The organism is Halodesulfovibrio oceani subsp. galateae (assembly GCF_055397225.1).
Genome location: NZ_AP042453.1, coordinates 944,221 through 963,583, shown reverse-complemented (window position 1 = coordinate 963,583; position 19,363 = coordinate 944,221). Strand labels below are relative to the sequence as shown.

Here is a 19,363-nt window from a genome sequence, read left to right as displayed (position 1 = left end):
ATCTCCTTATATGCTGAGCTTTCTGCCCGGCTTACCATTGATCCAGAGACCAAAGATGATGCGTGCGCAGAAGATAGCTGTGAACATGGAAGCCAAGATACCGAGGCTAAGCGTTACCGCAAAACCACGAATAGGGCCTGTGCCGAACTGGTAGAGAATGATTGCCGCAAGCAATGTAGTTACGTTTGCGTCAAAAATTGTCAGAGTCGCACTGGAGAAACCTTCATCAACTGCTTTGAACGGAGTAAGGCCGCGTCGAATTTCTTCGCGGATACGTTCAAAGATAATTACGTTAGCATCAACAGCCATACCAAGAGTAAGGATGATACCAGCGATACCAGGCAATGTAAGGGTTGCACCGAATGCAGCAAGACCAGCTACGATGAATACGATGTTCATAAGGAGAACAACGTTAGCGATAACACCGCTGAAACCGTAGTAGATCATCATAAAGACCATTACGAGCGCGCCACCGATAAGTGTCGCAGTAATGCCCTGATCAATCGATTCCTGACCAAGGGAAGGTCCTACGGAACGTTCTTCAAGAATTTTAACCGGTGCAGGTAAGGAACCGGCGCGGAGTACGATAGCGAGATCGTGTGCTTCTTCAGTAGTAAAGCTACCGGAGATAGAAGCGTGTTTGCCGCGAATTTTTTCCTGAATTACTGGGGCAGAATAAACTTTGCCATCAAGTACGATAGCCATACGTTTTTTAATATTCTGTCCGGTCAGTTCTTCAAAGCGACGAGCACCGACGCTATTGAACGTAATAGAAACATACGGTTTATTGAACTGGTCGTATGCAACACGCGCATCAGTGATAGTATCACCTGTAAGCGCTGCGTCTTTGTTCAGAACAATAATAGATTCTGAATAGGTTTTATCAGGGTTACGGTGCATCTGCGTCACAGGCTCTGTACCCGGAGGAACAATACCTTTAGCCGCTTTTGCAGGGTCTACCCCTTCACGAACCATTTTAAATTCGAGGTGCGCAGTCTGACCGATAATCTTAATTGCACGCTCGGTATCTGTAAGGCCAGGGAGCTGTACCTGAATACGGTAGTCCTGCTGCTTACGGATGTCCGGCTCGGCAACGCCGAACTGGTCAACACGGTTACGGATAGTTTTTACAGCCTGATCTAAAGTAAGATCAGCCACGTATTTTCTGTATTCCGATGTGTAGGTCAGTGTGTAACGAACTTTTTTGTTATCAAGAACGGTAGATTCCGCATCTAAACGGCTGAAGCTTTTTTCAAGCAAAGCATCAAGAGCTTCTTTCTGTGAAGACTTAAGAAGTACAAACTCAAGCTTTTCGCCCTGCACAAGACGCGGTTGTAAAATGAAAATTTTATCTTCGCGTGCTTCAGTGCGAATATCCTGCCCCATAAGGGAAAGGTTATTGGAAAGTGCCTTATCAACATCTACACCGAGAACAAGGTGGATACCACCCTGCAGGTCAAGGCCAAGGCTGACCTTTTCTTCAGGTAAGAACTTTTTGATTGGGGATGTTCCGATCGCTGGAATGCTTGGTAGAGCGTATACTACGCCTACTGCGAGCACAAAAATCGCGATCAGTAATCTCCATCGCAACCCCTCTCTCATTATAACTCCTTGATACTATTCAAACAGCAAAACCCGATACGAAACCGATCGGGACAACAACAGCGTTGTGCTGAACAAGCAGGAAACTGAATAAATCCAGTTCCCTGCTCGACAAATTATTTCTTTTTACCGTCTTTTGCTTTTTTATCAGCAGCAGGAGTAGAAGACTTAAGACCGGAGATGTACTGGCGACCTACGTTAACGGTAGTTTCACCAAGATCAACGGAAATAACGTCGTCTTTGATTCCTACGATGGTGCCGATAAGACCACCGCCTGTTACAACAGTCTGGCCTTTCTGGAGATTATCCAACAGAGCTTTGTGCTCTTTCGCTCTTTTCTGCTGAGGACGGATAAGAAGAAAGTAAAAAATAACAAACATTAACGCGAGTGGTACGAAGGCCGCAATCGGGTTGCCTTCCTGACCTGTCTGGCCACCGCCTAATGCGCCCATAGCCCAAGCTGCTTCTGGAAAGAACATAAGAACTCCTTAACGGTTATCAAAAAATCGTAACGTCGCAGCAAAAATATTCTCTGAGTTTTCCATTAAATCAAATGATTATCGAAATACTCTCAAAAAATAATGCGACTGGTAATCATTAAAGCCAAACTGGCTTTGTTTTTTACTCGTAATAACAAAAAGCTATAAACCTGAATCAAGTACCTTTTCGTCAAAAAACATGCAAGTTTTTTAACTTTCAGTGTTTCTAACAGAAATAAAAGAACATGCATTTGCAATGCATGCCACCTTTAATTTACGCCTTTTTCTACAACGCAATTGTTACAATTCTGTTTCAACAGCTTTTGTGCAGCATCTCCAAATGTAACATTCCGTCTTTACATGACTATAGATTGCGCCCTACCAATTAGCCGCTACAATTTCGCAACAACAAAAATATGCCCGGCGAAAAATATTCGCATGACACATCCTACCATCACGCTTGAACGTTTTGAAATTTTCGGTTTTTTAGAAGAGTGTTTACTTGCATGTGCAGTAACTGAAAAAGAGCTGCAAACCGGAATTGAACACCTCATCGCAGGATGTGACGACATTGGGCTGCTAGAAATTTACCCAGATTTAATAGAGTGCGGTGAAGATCGTACAGAGCTTTTTCACGCTTTTAATAATATTACGCATCTCTTTTATGACAGTCCTCTTCGATTGTCACAATCGTTTGCACTCAAGGCATTGCCCTAAAGCGAGGGTTCGACATGTTCGACCACACTGCTTTGGAAGAAAAAAGAGAGAGGATGATGCTGGAACGCTATCCTGAGGTAGAAGACCTGTTCCGCCGGACGTTCCCATTTATAAATTTCTAGTTCACCCTACTTTGTACTGCACAGCATTCACAACACTCGCTGTACAACACTGTCCCCTTCAGCTGCCAACCTTCTGTCAAAAAGCGAAAAGCCCCCATGCTAATAATGAGGGCTACTTCTTCATCGAAAATTATCGGACAATTATGATTCTAAATCGTGGATCGTGACGGAGACAACTAAACTACAACGTAGCTGTATCTCCTGTCTTTTCATCCTCTAACAGTTCCTTCTTTTTCATTTCCGTGTCCATTTTAAGCTTAGTAAGCCACTCTACATAGGCTTTCTGGTTGATAAAGGGATGCGGTTGCCCTTTCGGACGTTTTGAAATTGAAGGTCCAACCTTAATAAGGTCATTCACTGTCATCGGGTGCCCAACCACTCCCACAGTAACGTTGTCATCTTTAACAATACCTATGACACGGTTCACTGTGGCAATAAATTCGTCGAAATCCTCTGTTTTTCTAGAATACGCACCTACCCCACCAAGCATGAAAGCAGTATATTCTTTCCCGCGATCTTTCACCGTAAACTCTAATGAAAGAGCACCGTTTGTGTGACCGGGAGTTTCGTAAAATTTAATAGTCTTATCGCCAAGAGTAAGTACGTCACCATCAGACACGTAACGACTTACCGTTGGGGCTGTAATTGGAAAATCTTTCTGATTTCGGTCTAGCTTTGTTTTCTTATGCGCAGCATCAGTCATTATGACTTTTGCACCATACTTATTATGATAGCATGCAGCCCCTCCCACATGCGCAAAGTGTCCGTGAGTCACAATCACATACTTTATGTCTTCAGGTGAGAAGCCTAATTTTTCTATGTTCTTCTGGCCTACTTCAACATAAGGCTCGTGCAGAGTGTCTATCAGAATCAATCCATCGCCGGTATCCAACAGATACGCCCCTACCCATGCAAGCCCCACATAATACAGATCATCAAAGTATGCGAACGGTTCAATAATTTGTTTCTCTTTATCGTAGATAATCTCGGTAGGATCCCCATCCAACTTGGAATAGGTAGTCAACTTTTCACAGGGGTTAACCAGAGTATTCTCTCTGTATCGTATTGCAGCCAGCGCCACAAAGGCAACTAACGTTACGCATAAGACAGCTAACCCCAGAAACTTTACACCCTTCATACCAACACTCCTCTGCTTATCAGTTACGAGAAAAAGTATATCCCGTGTTCTGCAGCTTTGAAATATTGAGTCTAAAGTTATCACTATGGGAATAAAAACAACTAAGCAAAACCAAACAGACCATTCCCAGCCCTTGTTACTGCTCAGCGGAAAAAACATACATTACAGCTTGTTACATCTATGTAAGCACCCCTAGCAGCAGCTGTAAGTACATATGAAAACAACTGTTACGACATTTGAGAAAGGATACAATTCCTCTTTTTTAAAAGGAAACAGAGTTAACGATGATGATCGCCAACAGCTACTAAATTTTTACCTTTAGACAATAGAAAGCCCCCATGCCAATCATGGGGGCCATCCGTTTTGGTCGTCTATCAGTCAAGCTTAGGAGAAGTTTCCTCAGTTTGAAAGAAACTATCCAGCCGCTGCTTGCTAGGAATGTTCAGAAAAAGTTTCTGACACCCTAGTTAGTTCCCACGTACATGTTGCCGTATGGACGGTGGGAGAACGGCGTTACTTTTTTAAATTCGCCCTGCATCACTTCTTCCACATCCTTATCGAATGCTTCAGCCCAGTCAGAGACATGGGAACGGATGAAAGCGACGTCTTCTTCATTAATTGGTTCGAGCTGTAAACCAGGTCCAAGCTGGTAATCAGGAACGTCACCACGGATGTAAATAATACCCGCGTGCATTCCGGTACCAAGGCTTCTACCAGTGATAGGTGCTGCTTCGTCCATAGTTGAATCCATGCCGAGGAGGATAATTGCTCCACCCGCCATGTACTCACCAAGGAAGTCACCAGCTTTACCGCCAGCTACGATTACAGGCTGCTTTTCCATGTAAGACTTCATGTGAATGCCTACACGGTAGCCCACATCCTGTCTGATAAGGATACGACCGCCACGCATTGCGTAGCCGAGAACATCGCCAGCCATACCGTTGATCTGGATTTCTCCATCATCCATGGTATTACCTACGCCGTCCTGTGCGTTGCCTTCTACGCGCATTGTAGCGCCGCGCATAAACATCGCAAGGTCCTGTCCTGGAACACCGTGAATCAGGAAGTGAACGGGGCCTTCAATAGAGTTACCAATGTATCGCTGACCGCGAATATTTTCTAACTCAATCTCTGTTACACCGTCACGCACAGCTTCACGAATTTGCTCGTTCAATTGGCGGTAGTACACGCCTTCAGCGTTGATAGTACATTTTTTAGCCATGCCTAGTCCTCCAGTTTCACAATCACCGGCTCGCCGGCTTTTGGTGCCCATACTCTGTCGAGATCTCGACAAACTTCACGGATGGAGCTCTCTTCACTGGACATGAATACCATATCGTCCTTTTCACCGATAACAAGCGGACGAAGCTTAACGCGGTCGTTAAGTCCCATCATGCCGTTTTTGTCGGTTACAAGGATAGCAAACGGGCCGTTGAGCATTGCCGGGCCGTAGACCATACGCAGCGCTTCATACGCTTCACGTTCATCTTTCGGCATACGCTCAATTTCATCCCAGAAAGGCGGTGCAAAAACTTTACATGCCATTTCGTGAGAAAGACCGTGCTTACGGATAAGAAGGTCGAGCAGGTATGCTACAACTTCGGTATCCGTCATCATGTTACATTCGTAATCGTGCTGACACAGGTAGCGTCTGTTAATACCGTAAGAGGAAATCTCTCCGTTATGAACAATCGCCCAGTCCAGCAGGGTAAACGGATGTGCGCCGCCCCACCAGCCCGGAGTGTTAGTCGGGAAACGGTTATGACCAGTCCACATATGGCCGCTGTATTCTTCTAATTTAAAGAATTCTGCGATGTCTTCTGGAAAACCAACACCCTTGAACGCTCCCATGTCTTTACCACTGGAGAATACAAAAGCACCCGGCACTCTGTTGTTAATGTGCATGACGATGTTTACTACGTAATCATCTTCACCAACATCCTGCCACTTCGGACGTTCTGCCTTTGGAGAAAGGAAGAAGCGCCACATAAGCGGGGATTCTGTAATGGCTAACACCTTACGGGTTGGAATCGGCTCAGAAATCTTAATATCAAAGTACTGTTTGATAATCTCTTCAGCGCGGTCAAGGCCTGCCTGATCATCACACATCAGGTGGAAGGCATACAAATCTGCATGCTCAGGATAAATACCATATGCAGCAAAACCACCACCAAGACCGTTACCGCGATCGTGCATTGTTGCCATTGCATCGATCGGCATAGTACCAGGTATCAGTTTTTTCTTCTTATCAATTACCCCGAAGACACCACAACCTGAGATGTCTTTATCAAAATGCCAAAAATCTTTGGGAGCTTTCATATCTATCTCCAAAGCCCTCTACTCAGCAGCAGGGGTCCACTTTGTATCAAATTCTTCTTCCGGCCAGAGCAGTGCAGATGGTTGACCTGCGATAAGCTCGTCTTTCACGTCTGGAGTAATATCCAGACCGAAGCGAACAAAACCGGTGTACAACCCTGCAAAATCGACCTCTCCCACAAGCACATAGCCAATCAGCTTTTCATCACGGAAAATCAGCTTACGATATGATCCGTTTTCTTCGTCAAGTTCGGCAAAGACTTCGCAACCCTCGTCTTCCGCCGGATTAACATGACCAAGAGAGGCTGTTGGCAGCCCGTAGAAAGAAATTGCGTTCATTGGTAAGCCGCCAGGATGCGGAGATGCGTCCTCGCTCGCCATATTAAGGCCAGCGTGGTAGCCCTGACTGAATGCGTTAGGCCAGATTGGTGTAACTCTGGCTTCCTGAGCAATCATATCAGGTGCTTCAGCAACGTCACCTGCGGCGTATACGCCATCTGCGCTGGAACACATATTGTCATCAACTTTGATGCCTCTGTTCACAGCAATTCCGGCATCCTTAGCAAGGGTAAGGCTTGGCACAACACCAATGGCAACAACAACGGCTTCACAAGCCAGTTTCTGACCATTGGCAAGACGTACGCCAATAACTTCGCCCTGCTCTGTACGCAGAATTTCTTCCACAGTAGTACCGCAACGAATAGCGATACCTTTTTCTTCGAGCCTTTGAGCTACAAGGCCACCGGCTACATCATCGAACGCTGCGGAAAGCACGCGGCTTCCAAGTTCAACAATAGCAGTGGAAAGACCGTTGTAACGCAGTGCTTCTGCGGCCTTAAGACCGATAAGCCCACCACCGATAACGACAACTCTGTGGATTCTTTTAGAAAGTTCCAACAGCATGTGTGCGTGGTTCAGCGTAGTAAAGTTATATACTCCGCTGCCTTCAATGCCTTTAAGTGGAGGCATAAAAGGTACACCGCCTGTTGCCAGTAAGAGCTGTTTGTATTCAATCTGCTCTCCGGCTTCAGTGGTAATGGTCTTGGCTGCTTTATCAATGGCAGCCACACGGGTGTCTAGCTTAACTTCAACGTTGTTCTTTACGTAGAATTCATCAGGTCGAAGACTTACTCTTTCAAGACCGATTTTTCCTGCAAGAAAATATGAAATCAGCGGACGTCCATATGTAGGAGTATCTTCTTCACTTATAACAAGGATCGGAGTTGTTTTATCAACTTTACGAATCCCCTCGATAGCTCCGACAGACGCAACACCGTTTCCAACTATTACATACGACATGGACGAGCTCCTGCTATCAGCGAGATTCGAAAACCAGTGCGCCGTTAGGACAGGCTTCCACACATGCTGGCATGTCGCGGCCTTCACACAGGTCACATTTAATAATCTTACCCTTAGTAACATTGCGGCGAACCGCACCGTAAGGGCATGCCATCAGACATGACCAGCAACCAACACACTGTTCTTCATCATAACAAGTGCGGCCTGTTTCCTGATCTTTGTATAACGCGCCGGAAATACAGGCGGATACACAAGATGGGCTGTCACAATGACGACAACTGAGAGCTACAGAGATCTGACCCTTGTCGTATACTGCCTTACATGGCTGTAAACCTGTCACCGTTTCTTCATTAGCGGCGATAACAACATCCTGACTAGCGGAATGTGCTGTTAAACAGGCAACTTCACAAATATGGCAGCCAATACAGACATCTTTATTTGGATAAACTCTACGCATATCTACTACCGTCCTGCGTGTTTAACGCCGAGAATGTCCAGCTCAACTTCGTTAAGACCAAGACCACGCAGCTTATCGCGGTTACCACGCAAGCTTTCAATGGAGTTGAGTCCCATACCGCCGAGCATTTCCTGAATCTCGTGTCCCCATGCGCGGATGAGGTTCGCAAGACGCTTAGCAGCAACTTCTGGATTCTGACGTTTTTTAAGACGAGCTTCGTTGGTAGCAATACCCCAAGGGCATTTACCAGTGTAGCAACGTCCGCAAAGAGTACAGCCAACAGAAACCAAGGCAGCGGTACCAATGTAAACTGCATCCGCGCCCAGAGCGATTGCTTTAATAGCATCCGCAGAGCAACGTACGCCACCAGCAACAACCAGAGATGCGTGGTTACGAATACCTTCGTCACGCAGGCGGTTATCTACAGCAGCAAGAGCAAGTTCCATCGGAATACCAACGTTATCACGGATCATGGTAGGAGCAGCACCCGTACCACCTCTGAAGCCGTCAATAACAACAATATCTGCACCTGCGCGTACAATACCGGAAGCGATCGCCGGAGCATTATGTACAGCCGCAATTTTTACAGAAACTGGAACCTTATATTCTGTTGATTCCTTAATTGCGTAGATAAGCTGAAGCAAATCTTCAATAGAATAAATATCGTGGTGAGGCGCAGGAGAAATAGCATCTGAGCCGACCGGACACATACGGGTTTTAGAAACCTCTTCGTCGATCTTTTCACCTGGCAGGTGGCCGCCGATACCCGGCTTAGCACCCTGACCAATTTTAATTTCTACTGCACTACCTGCGTTCAAGTAATCTTTATGAACGCCGAATCGACCTGATGCTACCTGTACGATGGTATTCTGACCATATTTGTACAGATCAGGGTGCAAGCCACCCTCACCAGTGTTGTAAGCAATACCAAGCTCAGTAGCAGCCATCGCCATCGCCTTGTGCAAGTTCAAGTTAATTGAACCAAAGGACATAGCAGAGAACATGAGCGGGTAGTTAAGCTTAAGCTGTGGGCCGATTTTAGTAGTAAGTTTCGGTCCGTCAGGTGTATCCTCAAAGCTCACTTTGTCCGGCTTAGAGCCAAGGTACGTGGTGAGTTCCATTGGCTCGCGAAGCGGGTCAATGGACGGATTAGTTACCTGACTTGCGTCAAGCTGGAGATTATCCCAGTAGATTGGCTTATCACATGGTGAACCCATGCCGGAAAGCAAAATACCACCGGTATCGCCCTGCTTGTACACGTGCTTCATATATGTAGGAGTCCAAAGAGCATTGTCTCTGAAGTCTGCCGGATTTTTCTTAATAGTAAGACAACCGGTAGGACAGAATGCTTCACAACGGTGACAGCCTACACATTTAGTATGATCATGGCTCACGCACTGACGAGCATCATCCCAGTAATGGGCTTCATACGAGCACTGACGCACACAAACTTCGCAATTGATACAGCGATCGTTTTCACGAACGATAACAAAGTCGCTAAAATTCTGACTGATAGGCTTAAACAGCAAAGTAATATCTCCTCGTGACACAAAGCGCCCGCGCGCGTCATTCGCATTTTTTTCTGAGCTAAATCTGAAACCGGTCAGTTACCACTAGCTGGCAACTGCCATGGATTATATTTACCGAAAAATGGTCAAATTTGTCAAGATTGTAATATTTAGTTTTTAGATTCTTCTAAAAATACTTTTTTTATTAAACAAATACGAGCGCTTAACTGCTGTTTATACAAATTTGTCATTATTTTAAATACACTCTGTTTTTACAATTTTGTATAAACAGTCCTCTTTACGAACTTGTGCACTAACTCAGCCACCCTCGAAGAGGTTTCCACATGGGTCGTAATCACGTGATGTCCTGTAACTTTTTCTTCAATTCGCAATAGTTTGACCGTAATTTCCTTCGAAGCGACTTTTTTTGCGATTAAAAAAACATTTTCGAGAGGGACACTCTTATCTGTAGGGGCTTGAATCGCTAAAACTGGGGCGCTGATAGCATCTACTTCACCGCGCACCTTCTTTACCCCTTTCATAAGCTCATGCAATTGCTGCATACTTACAAATTCGTCATATCCTACCCACGGGGCTATTCGTAAGTGCTCAGCGTCGCGCCTTTTCAGAGAAAAAATTGGCTTAATATGCTTTACTATAGGCGTAAAAGGCATCCGCCAATCCTTCATCTGCCACGGAAAGAATGAATACAAAAACAGTGGTGCCGCCAACGAGACAACCCCTGCCACCGGATATTTAGACGCCAAGTGTAACGCAAGCGTGCCGCCCATGGAAAGACCTATCACAAAAACTGTATCAACCTGCGCCGCCAATACCTCATACTCCTTATGGGCTGCCCATTCCCAATCACCCCACCCCGTCGTTTGAAAATCTTCAAACGTCGTTCCGTGACCAGGTAACATTATATTACGAACAACATACCCCTCTGACTCCAACGGTGCGACCAGTGGCTCCATCTCAAATGGACTCCCTGTCCAGCCGTGGATAAGCAAACAGCCTACTTTCATATTTTTTCCTTATACTTATTTGTTTTTTATTTGCCTCCGGCGGCCAAAGAACCTTTCTGGAGAAAGGCTTCTCTGGACTCTCCAAAGACTTTTATTAACGAGGTACATCTACTGTTTAATACGTTGGAGAGCTTAATAACAGCTACCAATCATGAATAATCAGTCTATGTTCAGCAAGGTAGTGGCGCATAAGCCGCGAGGCAATCACACAGGGCAGTAGACCTCGCAAATAAAAGTTTTTGGAAGGGGGTCTGGGGGAGAACCTTGTTTCAACAAGGTTTCACCCAGCCGTCGGAGACACTCCCCGCAGGGTCGCCAAAGGCTCGCCGAAGCCATCTACAATGAACCACTCACCGCCTCACAAGACGGGTTGTTTAAGCTACAACAATACACTACAGTGTCGCACTCACAACGTAGGATGATAATGAGGAGTTTTCGAATGCAGTCATGTGACACTTTACTATTTGCAGAGATCATCGTCACTCAGGACGAGTCACGTTCTATCATATATAACGGTGGCGTAGCTATTTCTGAAGGCAACATTATGTGCATAGACACGGCAGCTGCCGTGCGTTCACAGTACACTTCAGAAAATGTTATGGAGCTTGGCAACTCTCTTTTGATGCCTGGGCTTATCAACAGCCACACCCATGCTGCTATGACACTGCTTAGAGGCGCTGCTGACGACCTGCCGCTTATGGATTGGCTCAACAACCATATCTTCCCTGTAGAACAGAATTTGACGGCAGAAAAGGTCGAGCTTGGCGCTTTGCTGGCATGCGCAGAGATGACTCGTTACGGCACCACATCCTTCTGTGATATGTATCTGATTGAAGATGCAACATATAAAGCTGTAGATCAATCTGGATTACGCGTTTTGGGCGGCGAGGGGCTGTTCATGTTCCCGTCTCCGGCATATCCAGACTTTGACGCAGGCATAAAACTTGTTCGTGAGTTGGAAGCGAAATGGAACAAACATCCGCGCATCCGACAGGCCGTGACGCCACATGCGGTATACACAACCACTCCCGAAATTCTTACAACCTGCCGCGAAATTGCTGAAGAGCTGGACATACCTATTCATATCCATTTAGCAGAAACACCTGCCGAGACTAAGGCATGCGTTGAAAGCTTTGGCAAACGCCCTGTTGAGTACGCTCACAGCTTAGGCTTGCTGAGTGGACGCACCACGGTGGCTCATGCAGTTGATGTTACAGACGACGAAATTTCTTTGCTTGCTGAAACAGGCACTAATGTTGCGCATAACCCTGAAAGCAACATGAAGCTTGCTTCGGGCATGGCACCAGTTGAAAAAATGCTCGCTAAAGGCGTAAATGTAACTTTGGGAACTGACGGCGCTGCTTCCAACAATGCACTGAATATGTTTACCGAGATGGCATCTTGCGCATTTTTGCATAAAGTCCAGCGTCTTGATCCGACTGCGGCAAGTGCTCAGACTGTGCTCGATATGGCGACACGCAACGGCGCACGCACCATGGGACAAAACAACATTGGATCGCTTGCTGTCGGTAACCAAGCAGATATCATTGCAATTGATCTCACACAGCCTAATCTGCTGCCGATGCATAACCCTGTGTCACAGCTCGTTTATTCAACGACTGGAGCAGAGGTTCACATGTCTATGGTAGCGGGTGAAGTCTTGTATCAAGACGGCAAATATTTAAAAATTGACTACCCAGCCTTAATTGATGCTGTGAAAGATGTTGCTAAATGGGTACAAAAGAAGATACAGAAACGCAGCTAACAGAGTGAAACAAATCCGCGCATTGTAGCGTAACTTCGAAAAATGCAAATTTTAACAGACAACTAAGCATGAAGTTGATCTCGGTATCCGTACTTTTAGGTGACCTCGAGAACGATTACTGTCTGCTAAATGAGTTTTTTTCTCGCGCCGCACACTGCGCAAAGTCGTTTCAATCTGAGCAACAAAAAGCTTAGTAATAAGTTATAAGGAGAACTCCTTATAACCTTGTCAAAATACACTGACCATATGTTTTTAGTTGACTTTTCGTCAAAAAAATATAATTGGACATCGCTTCAAAGATAATATGCGCGCGTAGCCCGCGCGACCTCAGGAGGAAATTAATATGAGTGCTAAAGCTACTGTAAGCTTCGCCGATGCTAAAATGACTGAAGAAGGCATGCTCTTTAACGGGTTTACTTGCCAGCCAGTGGTCGAACAGTGTCAGGGCTGCGACCGTACTGGTGAATTCGAAGGCCAGACATACTGTACAAGCTACCCAACCCCTAATACCAAATGGGCTCTTGGCGCTTGTAACTTTGCTACCCACATCAAAGCTACTGTTGATAAAGCTGGTAAAGTTAAAATCAACCCACTTAAGGCTTCCAAACGTGCCGCTCGCGGTCGTTAAGCTGCTATATTTTGGTTAGAAAGGGGGAAGGTTGGATTACAACCTTCCCTTTTTCTTTTTCAGGAAGAAAGAATTCAGCGCAGGTAAGTCTCCATTGATGCGTTGCTTCTAAAAATTCCAACTCCTATGTAGCCTGCTACACTCCGAGCTGAATTTTTTCACGCTTCGCCTCCCCTCAGTCATCACATTCAAAAGCTGATGACAAAAGACTACACTGCGCTCAACCCTCTCTTCCTGAACATTGTATTGTCAGGCATATTGCTAAATTAAACACCCCGATCCCCTGACGGAGAACTCCCATGAGCGAACAAATTCTTGCATTTCTTGATGACCAGCATGATCTCGTAATTGAATTACAAAAAGAGATGACCGCACGTCCTGCACTTTGCCCAACCAGTGGCGGACAGGGCGAAAAAGAGAAAGCAGACTACCTGCTCAGCTGGCTTAAAGAAAACAACATTACAGATGTCGAAGAAATGCGCGCTCCGGATTCCCGCGTTAATTGCGGCTACCGCCCTACTATTATCGCTCGCATTCCGGGTAAATCTGAAAAAACTCTCTGGATCATCGGCCACACAGACGTTGTACCGACCGGCGATCATGACCTGTGGGAAAGCGATCCTTGGACTCTACGCGTAGACGGTGATTACATTTATGGTCGCGGCGTAGAAGATAACCAGCAGGCTATCGTTTCTGGCCTTCTCGTTGCCAAAGGTCTTGTAGACAAGAACATTACCCCAGAATACACCCTCGGGCTCATCCTTACTGCTGATGAAGAAACCGGCAGCAAATTCGGCCTTGAATACGTTGTAAAAGAGCGCCCTGAACTCTTCAAAAAAGACGACCTAATCCTCGTTCCAGACATCGGTGATGCTGAAGGAACAATGATCGAAGTTGCTGAAAAGTCCATCCTCTGGCAAAAAATTTCTGTAATCGGCAAGCAGTGCCACGGCTCTACACCGTCCAAAGGCATCAACTCCCTCGAAGCTGCTTCCGCTTTCATTCTTAAAGTTAAAAAGCTGCACGGTATCTTCGATCGCGTAGACAACCTCTTCGATCCACCTATTTCCACCTTCACGCCGACCAAAAAAGAAGCAAACGTACCGAACATCAACACTGTTCCGGGTCTCGATGTCTTCTACGTTGATTGCCGTATCCTCCCGGGTTACGAGCTCAACGAAATCCGCAGTGAAATGAAAAAACTTGGTGACGAAGTTGTCGCTGAATACGGCGTAAAAATTCGCTACGAAGAAGATCAGGCAAACCAGTCCACAGCACAGACTCCTGTTGATAGTGAAGTCGTAACTATGCTCGACCGCGCAATCAAGAAAGTCTACAATGTTACTCCGCAACCGAAAGGTGTTGGCGGCGGTACCGTAGCAGCGCATCTGCGTGACGAAGGGCTCCCAGTAGCTTGCTGGAGTAAGCTCATTCCTAACGCGCACGTGCCGAATGAAAAAAGCCGTATCTCTTGCAACATCGGTGATGCCAAAGTTATCGCCACCATGCTGTTTGATACAACCAAATAAGTAAGTTTTATATTGCCTCTGGCAGATCTGTGATTATAAAGAGTTGTCTTGGACGATCTTGTTTTGCCTCCGGCAGGTCTTCGACGAGCCTCCGGCGGCCAGAGAACCTTTTTGAAAAAAGGCTTCTCTGGGCTCTCCAAAAACTTTTACTTGCGAGTCCTACTTCCCTGTATGGACACCTCGCGGCTTACGCACCACTACCTTGGTAGGATAAGTCCGGTTGTCCCTGTTTGGTAGCTTCATTTAAGCTCACCAACATAATAAAAAACAGGAATATCTCGCTAATAAAAGTCTTTGGAAAGGGGTCTGGGGAAGAACCTTTCTACAGAAAGGTTTTCCCCAGCCGCCGGAGGCTCGCATAAAGTCCCGCTGGCAAGCGCCGTCGGAGACACAGTTCAAAGTTGCAGTTTTGTCAGAGGCAAACGTAGATAAATAACGAAGAAAGAAATTATGATAAAAACACCCCCTCCAGCTATTTTTGATGTCATTGTAGTAGGCGCAGGTCACGCCGGTGCCGAGGCCGCTATGGCGGCGAGCAACCTTGGCTTGACCACGTTATTGCTGACGATCAACTTGGATCACATCGGCGCATTGTCTTGCAACCCAGCCATTGGCGGCCTTGCTAAAGGTCATATGGTTCGCGAGATCGATGCACTTGGCGGCATGATGGGGGTCTGGGCAGACCAGTCCGGTATCCAGTTCCGTACACTGAACACAAGTAAAGGACCAGCTGTACACGCAACCCGCGCACAGATTGACCGCGACGAATATATGCGTGTTGTTAAGCGTGACGTTTTCGCACAGGAAAACTTGTGGATCTGGCAGGACACTGCACATTCTTTGCTGACTGAAGACGGACGTTGTACTGGTGTTCTCACACAGCTGGGTCAGGAATTTGCGGCTAAAACTGTTATAATTACCGCCGGCACGTTTATGCGCGGCCTTATCCATGTTGGTATGAACAATTTCTCCGGCGGACGCCTTGGCGATCCGGCAAGCAGCGGCTTGTCTGAATCCCTTAAGAGCGTAGGTCTGGAACTTGGTCGCTTAAAGACTGGTACTGTTCCGCGTATCCTTAAAGATAGTATCGATTTCTCCGTGATGGATGAGCAGCCGGGTGACAACCCGCCACCTCCGTTCAGCTTCCGTACGAAAGAAATCCCTCTTCCGCAGCTGCCTTGTTACCAGACTTGGACAAACGAAGAGACGCATGAAATTATCAAAACTGGTTTCGACCGTTCCCCACTGTTTACGGGCGTAATTGACGGAACCGGCGCACGCTACTGCCCTTCTATTGAAGACAAGATTGCGCGCTTCCCTGATAAAATCAGACACCAAATTTTTGTAGAGCCTGAAGGACTGAATAGTCCTGAGTGCTACCCTAACGGTATATCCACAAGCTTGCCTCTGGATATTCAGAAGGCAATGCTGAAGACTATTCCTGGTCTGGAAAATGCACAGATCATTCGTCCGGGTTACGCTATCGAATATGATTACGCGAACCCGACTCAGTTGCGCCCTACTTTGGAAACCAAAGTTTTGCCGGGTCTGTACCTTGCTGGTCAGGTCAACGGCACTTCCGGTTACGAAGAAGCTGCTGCACAGGGTCTGTGGGCTGCGCTTAACGCATTCAGCGCTCTTACCGGACGCGACCCATTTATTCTTGGACGCGATCAGGCATACATCGGCGTCCTCATCGATGACCTTGTTACCAAAGGCACGAAAGAGCCATACCGAATGTTTACTTCCCGTGCAGAGCACCGTCTGCTGTTAAGAGAAAGTAACGCCGACATGCGCCTTACTGATATCGGACGCAAGATTGGTCTGGTAAAAGATGATCAGTGGGTAATGTTCGACGCAAAACGCGCTGCACTTTCCACCATGCTGAAAGAACTAGACGAGCGTCGCATCAAACCTGATGCTGGAGTTCGCGCCATTTTTGACGAACTTGGTGAAGCGCATCCTGTTAAAAGCCTTACTCTTGCTGAAGTACTGCGTCGTCCGGCACTGACTATCGATGACTTAAAGCCATTCTGGGCTGAAATTGTAGACTTCCCTGAAGATGCAAAAAAAGAAGCACAGGTTGTTGTTAAGTACGCGGGCTACCTGAAACGCCAGAACGAACTGGTACTGCGCTTTAGCCGCATGGAGAACGTTCCTCTTCCTCAGGATCTCGACTACACCGAGGTTGCAGGACTCACCCGCGAGGTTGAGGAAAAACTTGCAGCCGTACAGCCGCTTAACTTAGGTCAGGCATCACGTATTTCAGGTGTTACCCCGGCAGCAATTTCCTGTCTGGAAGTCCACTTGAAAAAGCTTGGCAAAATTTAATACATCAATAAAAAAACAGCCACCGTTCTCGGTGGCTGTTTTTTTTGATCTTTTTTTAGAGAACACTACGAGGGCGCAACGTTATAATATCGCATCAAGGATCAAGTTCATTTTTGGTGCTATTTTTGCAAAATAAAGTTTATTTCACAAAGCTGTAAACAGCATTCAGGTAAGGCTTTACTGCCAATTTTCTGATATACAACAAACCTGTTCACATTATTATAGTTTCAGTATATTTTTCCGAAACCTGTCTCAGCATAATTTTGCATTTAACAGTACAAAAAGCAGAGTATTACGTTGCCCTATCTCTCATTCAGCGCCTCTACAAGTAATAACTTCTTTACCCAGATCGGGAATAACTTTTCTGCTTCGTCTTTTCGAACAGAAACGGCTCTTTACACTGTTTATGCATTACTCTCAGTCGTTGTTGCACTGATTGCAGTGATCATCTTCATGTGGTTCAAAAACCGCAAAAGCGCAAAATATGTCCCGCATGACTGGGTTTTGCACCCCTCTCATATTTCCAATACGTTAGGTATGGCACGCGACGAACACGAGAAGTTCGAACTTCAATTCCATTCCAAAGGCGAAAAGCGCCGCTCTACCTCTTGTCTGCTGACAAATATTACTCCTGAAGCACTCACAATCGAGTGTAGCGGACTTACAAATCTACAAAGTACGTGGGTAGGTAAGGATGTAGATTGCTATTTTCAGGTAAAAAAATCCAGCACCGGCAATACGTTTTTCATGTTCACAACACCAATTATTGGAATTAGGGGCTATACAGACGGCACATCCGTGCTTACTCTGAAGACTCCCAACAAACTGGAACAACGACAAAAGCGTGCTTCGTTGCGTATTTCGCCGCCAAGCCAGTATGTCATGGGGCTCGCAGTGTGGTCTGCACCAGAAAATATTTCTGCAAAAGGCACACTTGATATCCGCCAATGGGGGCGCCCTGTACTGACATACCTTCCTGAAAAAAATTACCAGATTACACTGGATAATATTTCCGCAGGCGGCATCAAAGTTCGCATACCACGAGCTGAAGTGCGTAACTGCAATTTAGATTTTTCAATTGGTGACAAGCTCTTTTTACTGCTCGACATGTGGGACCCTGACACGGGCCAGCGTGTTCGATACTGGCTGTTATGCAGAGTACAGAATCCATTTATCGATTTTGTTACGCATGATGCCGAGCTTGGTATGCAGTTTCTTTACTTGGCACAGCCGGATGCAAAGAATGCTGCGGAATTACGCTGGAACGAGGAGCCGATTGGCTCTGGGCTGGACAGCATTGGTAACTGGGTAATGCGCAGACATCTTGAACTGTACCGCGAAAAAGGTCTCTAACCACCGCAGTATCGTACAGAAAACACATATGTACGCATCCAATGCTTGCACAAGACGAAACTCATCGGTACAGTATACATAATGTATATTGCCCCATTTTATAGTAACTTTAAAAAGGAGACCCATCTTGGACGGAGGTTCTGAGAGTCGATTGTGGAACGTACTTGCAAATCTATTCAGTAAAACGACTGAAGAGGACGTTGAAAAAGCCATTATCGATGCCCGTGAGGAAGGCGAGCTTGAAGCCGAAGAAGGTTCCATGCTCCTCAATGTACTCTCACTTGATGAAACTCAGGTCCATGAGATCATGGTTCCTCGCACCGACATAGTCTGTGCAGAGACAACCACATCCATTGGCGACCTTGTTGAACTCATTGTTGAATCTGGACATTCACGAATTCCTTTGTACGAAGAAAACAGGGACAATATTGTTGGTCTTATCTACGCAAAAGACCTGCTTATTCACCTGCATGACCCTACCCTGCGTGACACTCCGCTTATAAGCTTTATGCGCAAGCCGTTTTTTGTTCCGGAAACCAAAATAGTAACAGATCTATTGCAGGAATTCCGTACCAGAAAACAGCATATGGCTATCGCTGTGGACGAATACGGTGGAACATCCGGCCTCATCACTATTGAAGATATTCTCGAAGAGATTGTCGGTGAAATTGAGGACGAATACGACACCCCTAAACTTGAAGATATTCGCACCACAGAGGATGGGAACTACATTATTACAGGTCGTGCAGATCTTGATGATGTGAGTGAAGAACTTTCAATCACGCTTGAATCTGAACAGGTGGAAACACTTGGCGGATTTTTGAGTGAACTTGCAGGGCATGTCCCGCAATCCGGTGAATCTTTCCACCTTTCTGGATACGACTTTACCATTGAAGATGCGGACGCCAAACAAATCCGACTTATTCGGACTGCAAAATCTGAGGACTTGCCCGAAAAACACTAAGTCTTTGTTTGAACAAAACGATACACACCCTGCTTTTGCAGGGTGTTTTCTTTTACTCTCGGCCTTTTTTCCAGCTTGTAGCAACTATTCACTACAATTTGAGTTTCTTGACCGAAGCACAAAAAAA

16 protein-coding genes are annotated in these 19,363 nt (G+C 46.1%); 7 read left to right on the top strand and 9 right to left on the bottom strand.

Annotation, left to right across the window (positions count from 1 at the left end):
* Nucleotides 1–6 precede the first annotated feature (6 nt).
* Nucleotides 7–1,602 carry a protein translocase subunit SecD gene (gene secD, locus ACZ5V1_RS04270; protein ID WP_464390770.1) on the bottom strand — a complete coding sequence of 532 codons (1,596 nt, stop codon included), beginning with the start codon at nucleotides 1,600–1,602 and terminating at the stop codon, nucleotides 7–9.
* Nucleotides 1,603–1,718: 116 nt separating this feature from the next.
* Entirely contained in the window at nucleotides 1,719–2,081 is a 363-nt protein-coding gene (yajC, locus tag ACZ5V1_RS04265) for a preprotein translocase subunit YajC (RefSeq protein ID WP_464390769.1), read from the bottom strand.
* Between the two features lie 438 nt (nucleotides 2,082–2,519).
* On the opposite strand from yajC, the gene ACZ5V1_RS04260 reads away from it, so the two are divergent.
* Nucleotides 2,520–2,798, top strand: a complete 279-nt coding sequence (locus ACZ5V1_RS04260; protein ID WP_464390768.1) for a hypothetical protein — start codon at nucleotides 2,520–2,522, stop codon at nucleotides 2,796–2,798.
* Nucleotides 2,799–3,101: 303 nt separating this feature from the next.
* Here ACZ5V1_RS04260 and ACZ5V1_RS04255 read toward each other — a convergent pair whose 3' ends face one another.
* The 7 genes from ACZ5V1_RS04255 to ACZ5V1_RS04225 form a co-directional block, all read right to left on the bottom strand.
* Nucleotides 3,102–4,058 (bottom strand): MBL fold metallo-hydrolase, encoded by a 957-nt coding sequence (locus ACZ5V1_RS04255; protein ID WP_464390767.1) that lies wholly within the window; start codon nucleotides 4,056–4,058, stop codon nucleotides 3,102–3,104.
* 463 nt (nucleotides 4,059–4,521) lie between these two features.
* The gene (locus tag ACZ5V1_RS04250; RefSeq protein WP_464390766.1) at nucleotides 4,522–5,280 is read right to left on the bottom strand and encodes a GltB/FmdC/FwdC-like GXGXG domain-containing protein; all 759 of its coding nucleotides are present in this window, start codon (nucleotides 5,278–5,280) and stop codon (nucleotides 4,522–4,524) included.
* 2 nt (nucleotides 5,281–5,282) lie between these two features.
* A complete protein-coding gene (locus tag ACZ5V1_RS04245) occupies nucleotides 5,283–6,377 on the bottom strand; it encodes a class II glutamine amidotransferase (RefSeq protein ID WP_160715806.1) in 1,095 nt (364 codons plus the stop codon).
* An 18-nt stretch (nucleotides 6,378–6,395) separates the two neighbouring features.
* Nucleotides 6,396–7,673, bottom strand: a complete 1,278-nt coding sequence (locus ACZ5V1_RS04240) for an NAD(P)/FAD-dependent oxidoreductase (RefSeq protein ID WP_464390765.1) — start codon at nucleotides 7,671–7,673, stop codon at nucleotides 6,396–6,398.
* Nucleotides 7,674–7,689: 16 nt separating this feature from the next.
* A complete protein-coding gene (locus ACZ5V1_RS04235) occupies nucleotides 7,690–8,130 on the bottom strand; it encodes a 4Fe-4S dicluster domain-containing protein (RefSeq protein ID WP_160715802.1) in 441 nt (146 codons plus the stop codon).
* Between the two features lie 5 nt (nucleotides 8,131–8,135).
* A complete protein-coding gene (locus ACZ5V1_RS04230; RefSeq protein ID WP_464385985.1) occupies nucleotides 8,136–9,659 on the bottom strand; it encodes a glutamate synthase-related protein in 1,524 nt (507 codons plus the stop codon).
* A 251-nt stretch (nucleotides 9,660–9,910) separates the two neighbouring features.
* The gene (locus ACZ5V1_RS04225) at nucleotides 9,911–10,666 is read right to left on the bottom strand and encodes an alpha/beta hydrolase (protein WP_464390764.1); all 756 of its coding nucleotides are present in this window, start codon (nucleotides 10,664–10,666) and stop codon (nucleotides 9,911–9,913) included.
* Between the two features lie 439 nt (nucleotides 10,667–11,105).
* On the opposite strand from ACZ5V1_RS04225, the gene ACZ5V1_RS04220 reads away from it, so the two are divergent.
* The 6 genes from ACZ5V1_RS04220 to ACZ5V1_RS04195 all read left to right on the top strand — a co-directional run bounded on the left by ACZ5V1_RS04220 (nucleotide 11,106) and on the right by ACZ5V1_RS04195 (nucleotide 19,236).
* On the top strand, nucleotides 11,106–12,431 hold the full coding sequence (locus ACZ5V1_RS04220; RefSeq protein ID WP_464390763.1) for an amidohydrolase: 1,326 nt from the start codon (nucleotides 11,106–11,108) through the stop codon (nucleotides 12,429–12,431).
* A gap of 343 nt (nucleotides 12,432–12,774) precedes the next feature.
* The gene (locus tag ACZ5V1_RS04215; RefSeq protein WP_373793962.1) at nucleotides 12,775–13,059 is read left to right on the top strand and encodes a PxxKW family cysteine-rich protein; all 285 of its coding nucleotides are present in this window, start codon (nucleotides 12,775–12,777) and stop codon (nucleotides 13,057–13,059) included.
* A 299-nt stretch (nucleotides 13,060–13,358) separates the two neighbouring features.
* On the top strand, nucleotides 13,359–14,588 hold the full coding sequence (locus ACZ5V1_RS04210; RefSeq protein ID WP_464390762.1) for a M20 family metallo-hydrolase: 1,230 nt from the start codon (nucleotides 13,359–13,361) through the stop codon (nucleotides 14,586–14,588).
* A 450-nt stretch (nucleotides 14,589–15,038) separates the two neighbouring features.
* Nucleotides 15,039–16,919 (top strand): tRNA uridine-5-carboxymethylaminomethyl(34) synthesis enzyme MnmG, encoded by a 1,881-nt coding sequence (mnmG, locus tag ACZ5V1_RS04205; protein ID WP_464390761.1) that lies wholly within the window; start codon nucleotides 15,039–15,041, stop codon nucleotides 16,917–16,919.
* A 453-nt stretch (nucleotides 16,920–17,372) separates the two neighbouring features.
* Nucleotides 17,373–18,272 (top strand): PilZ domain-containing protein, encoded by a 900-nt coding sequence (locus ACZ5V1_RS04200; protein WP_464390760.1) that lies wholly within the window; start codon nucleotides 17,373–17,375, stop codon nucleotides 18,270–18,272.
* A 127-nt stretch (nucleotides 18,273–18,399) separates the two neighbouring features.
* On the top strand, nucleotides 18,400–19,236 hold the full coding sequence (locus tag ACZ5V1_RS04195; protein ID WP_464390759.1) for a hemolysin family protein: 837 nt from the start codon (nucleotides 18,400–18,402) through the stop codon (nucleotides 19,234–19,236).
* Nucleotides 19,237–19,363 lie beyond the last annotated feature (127 nt).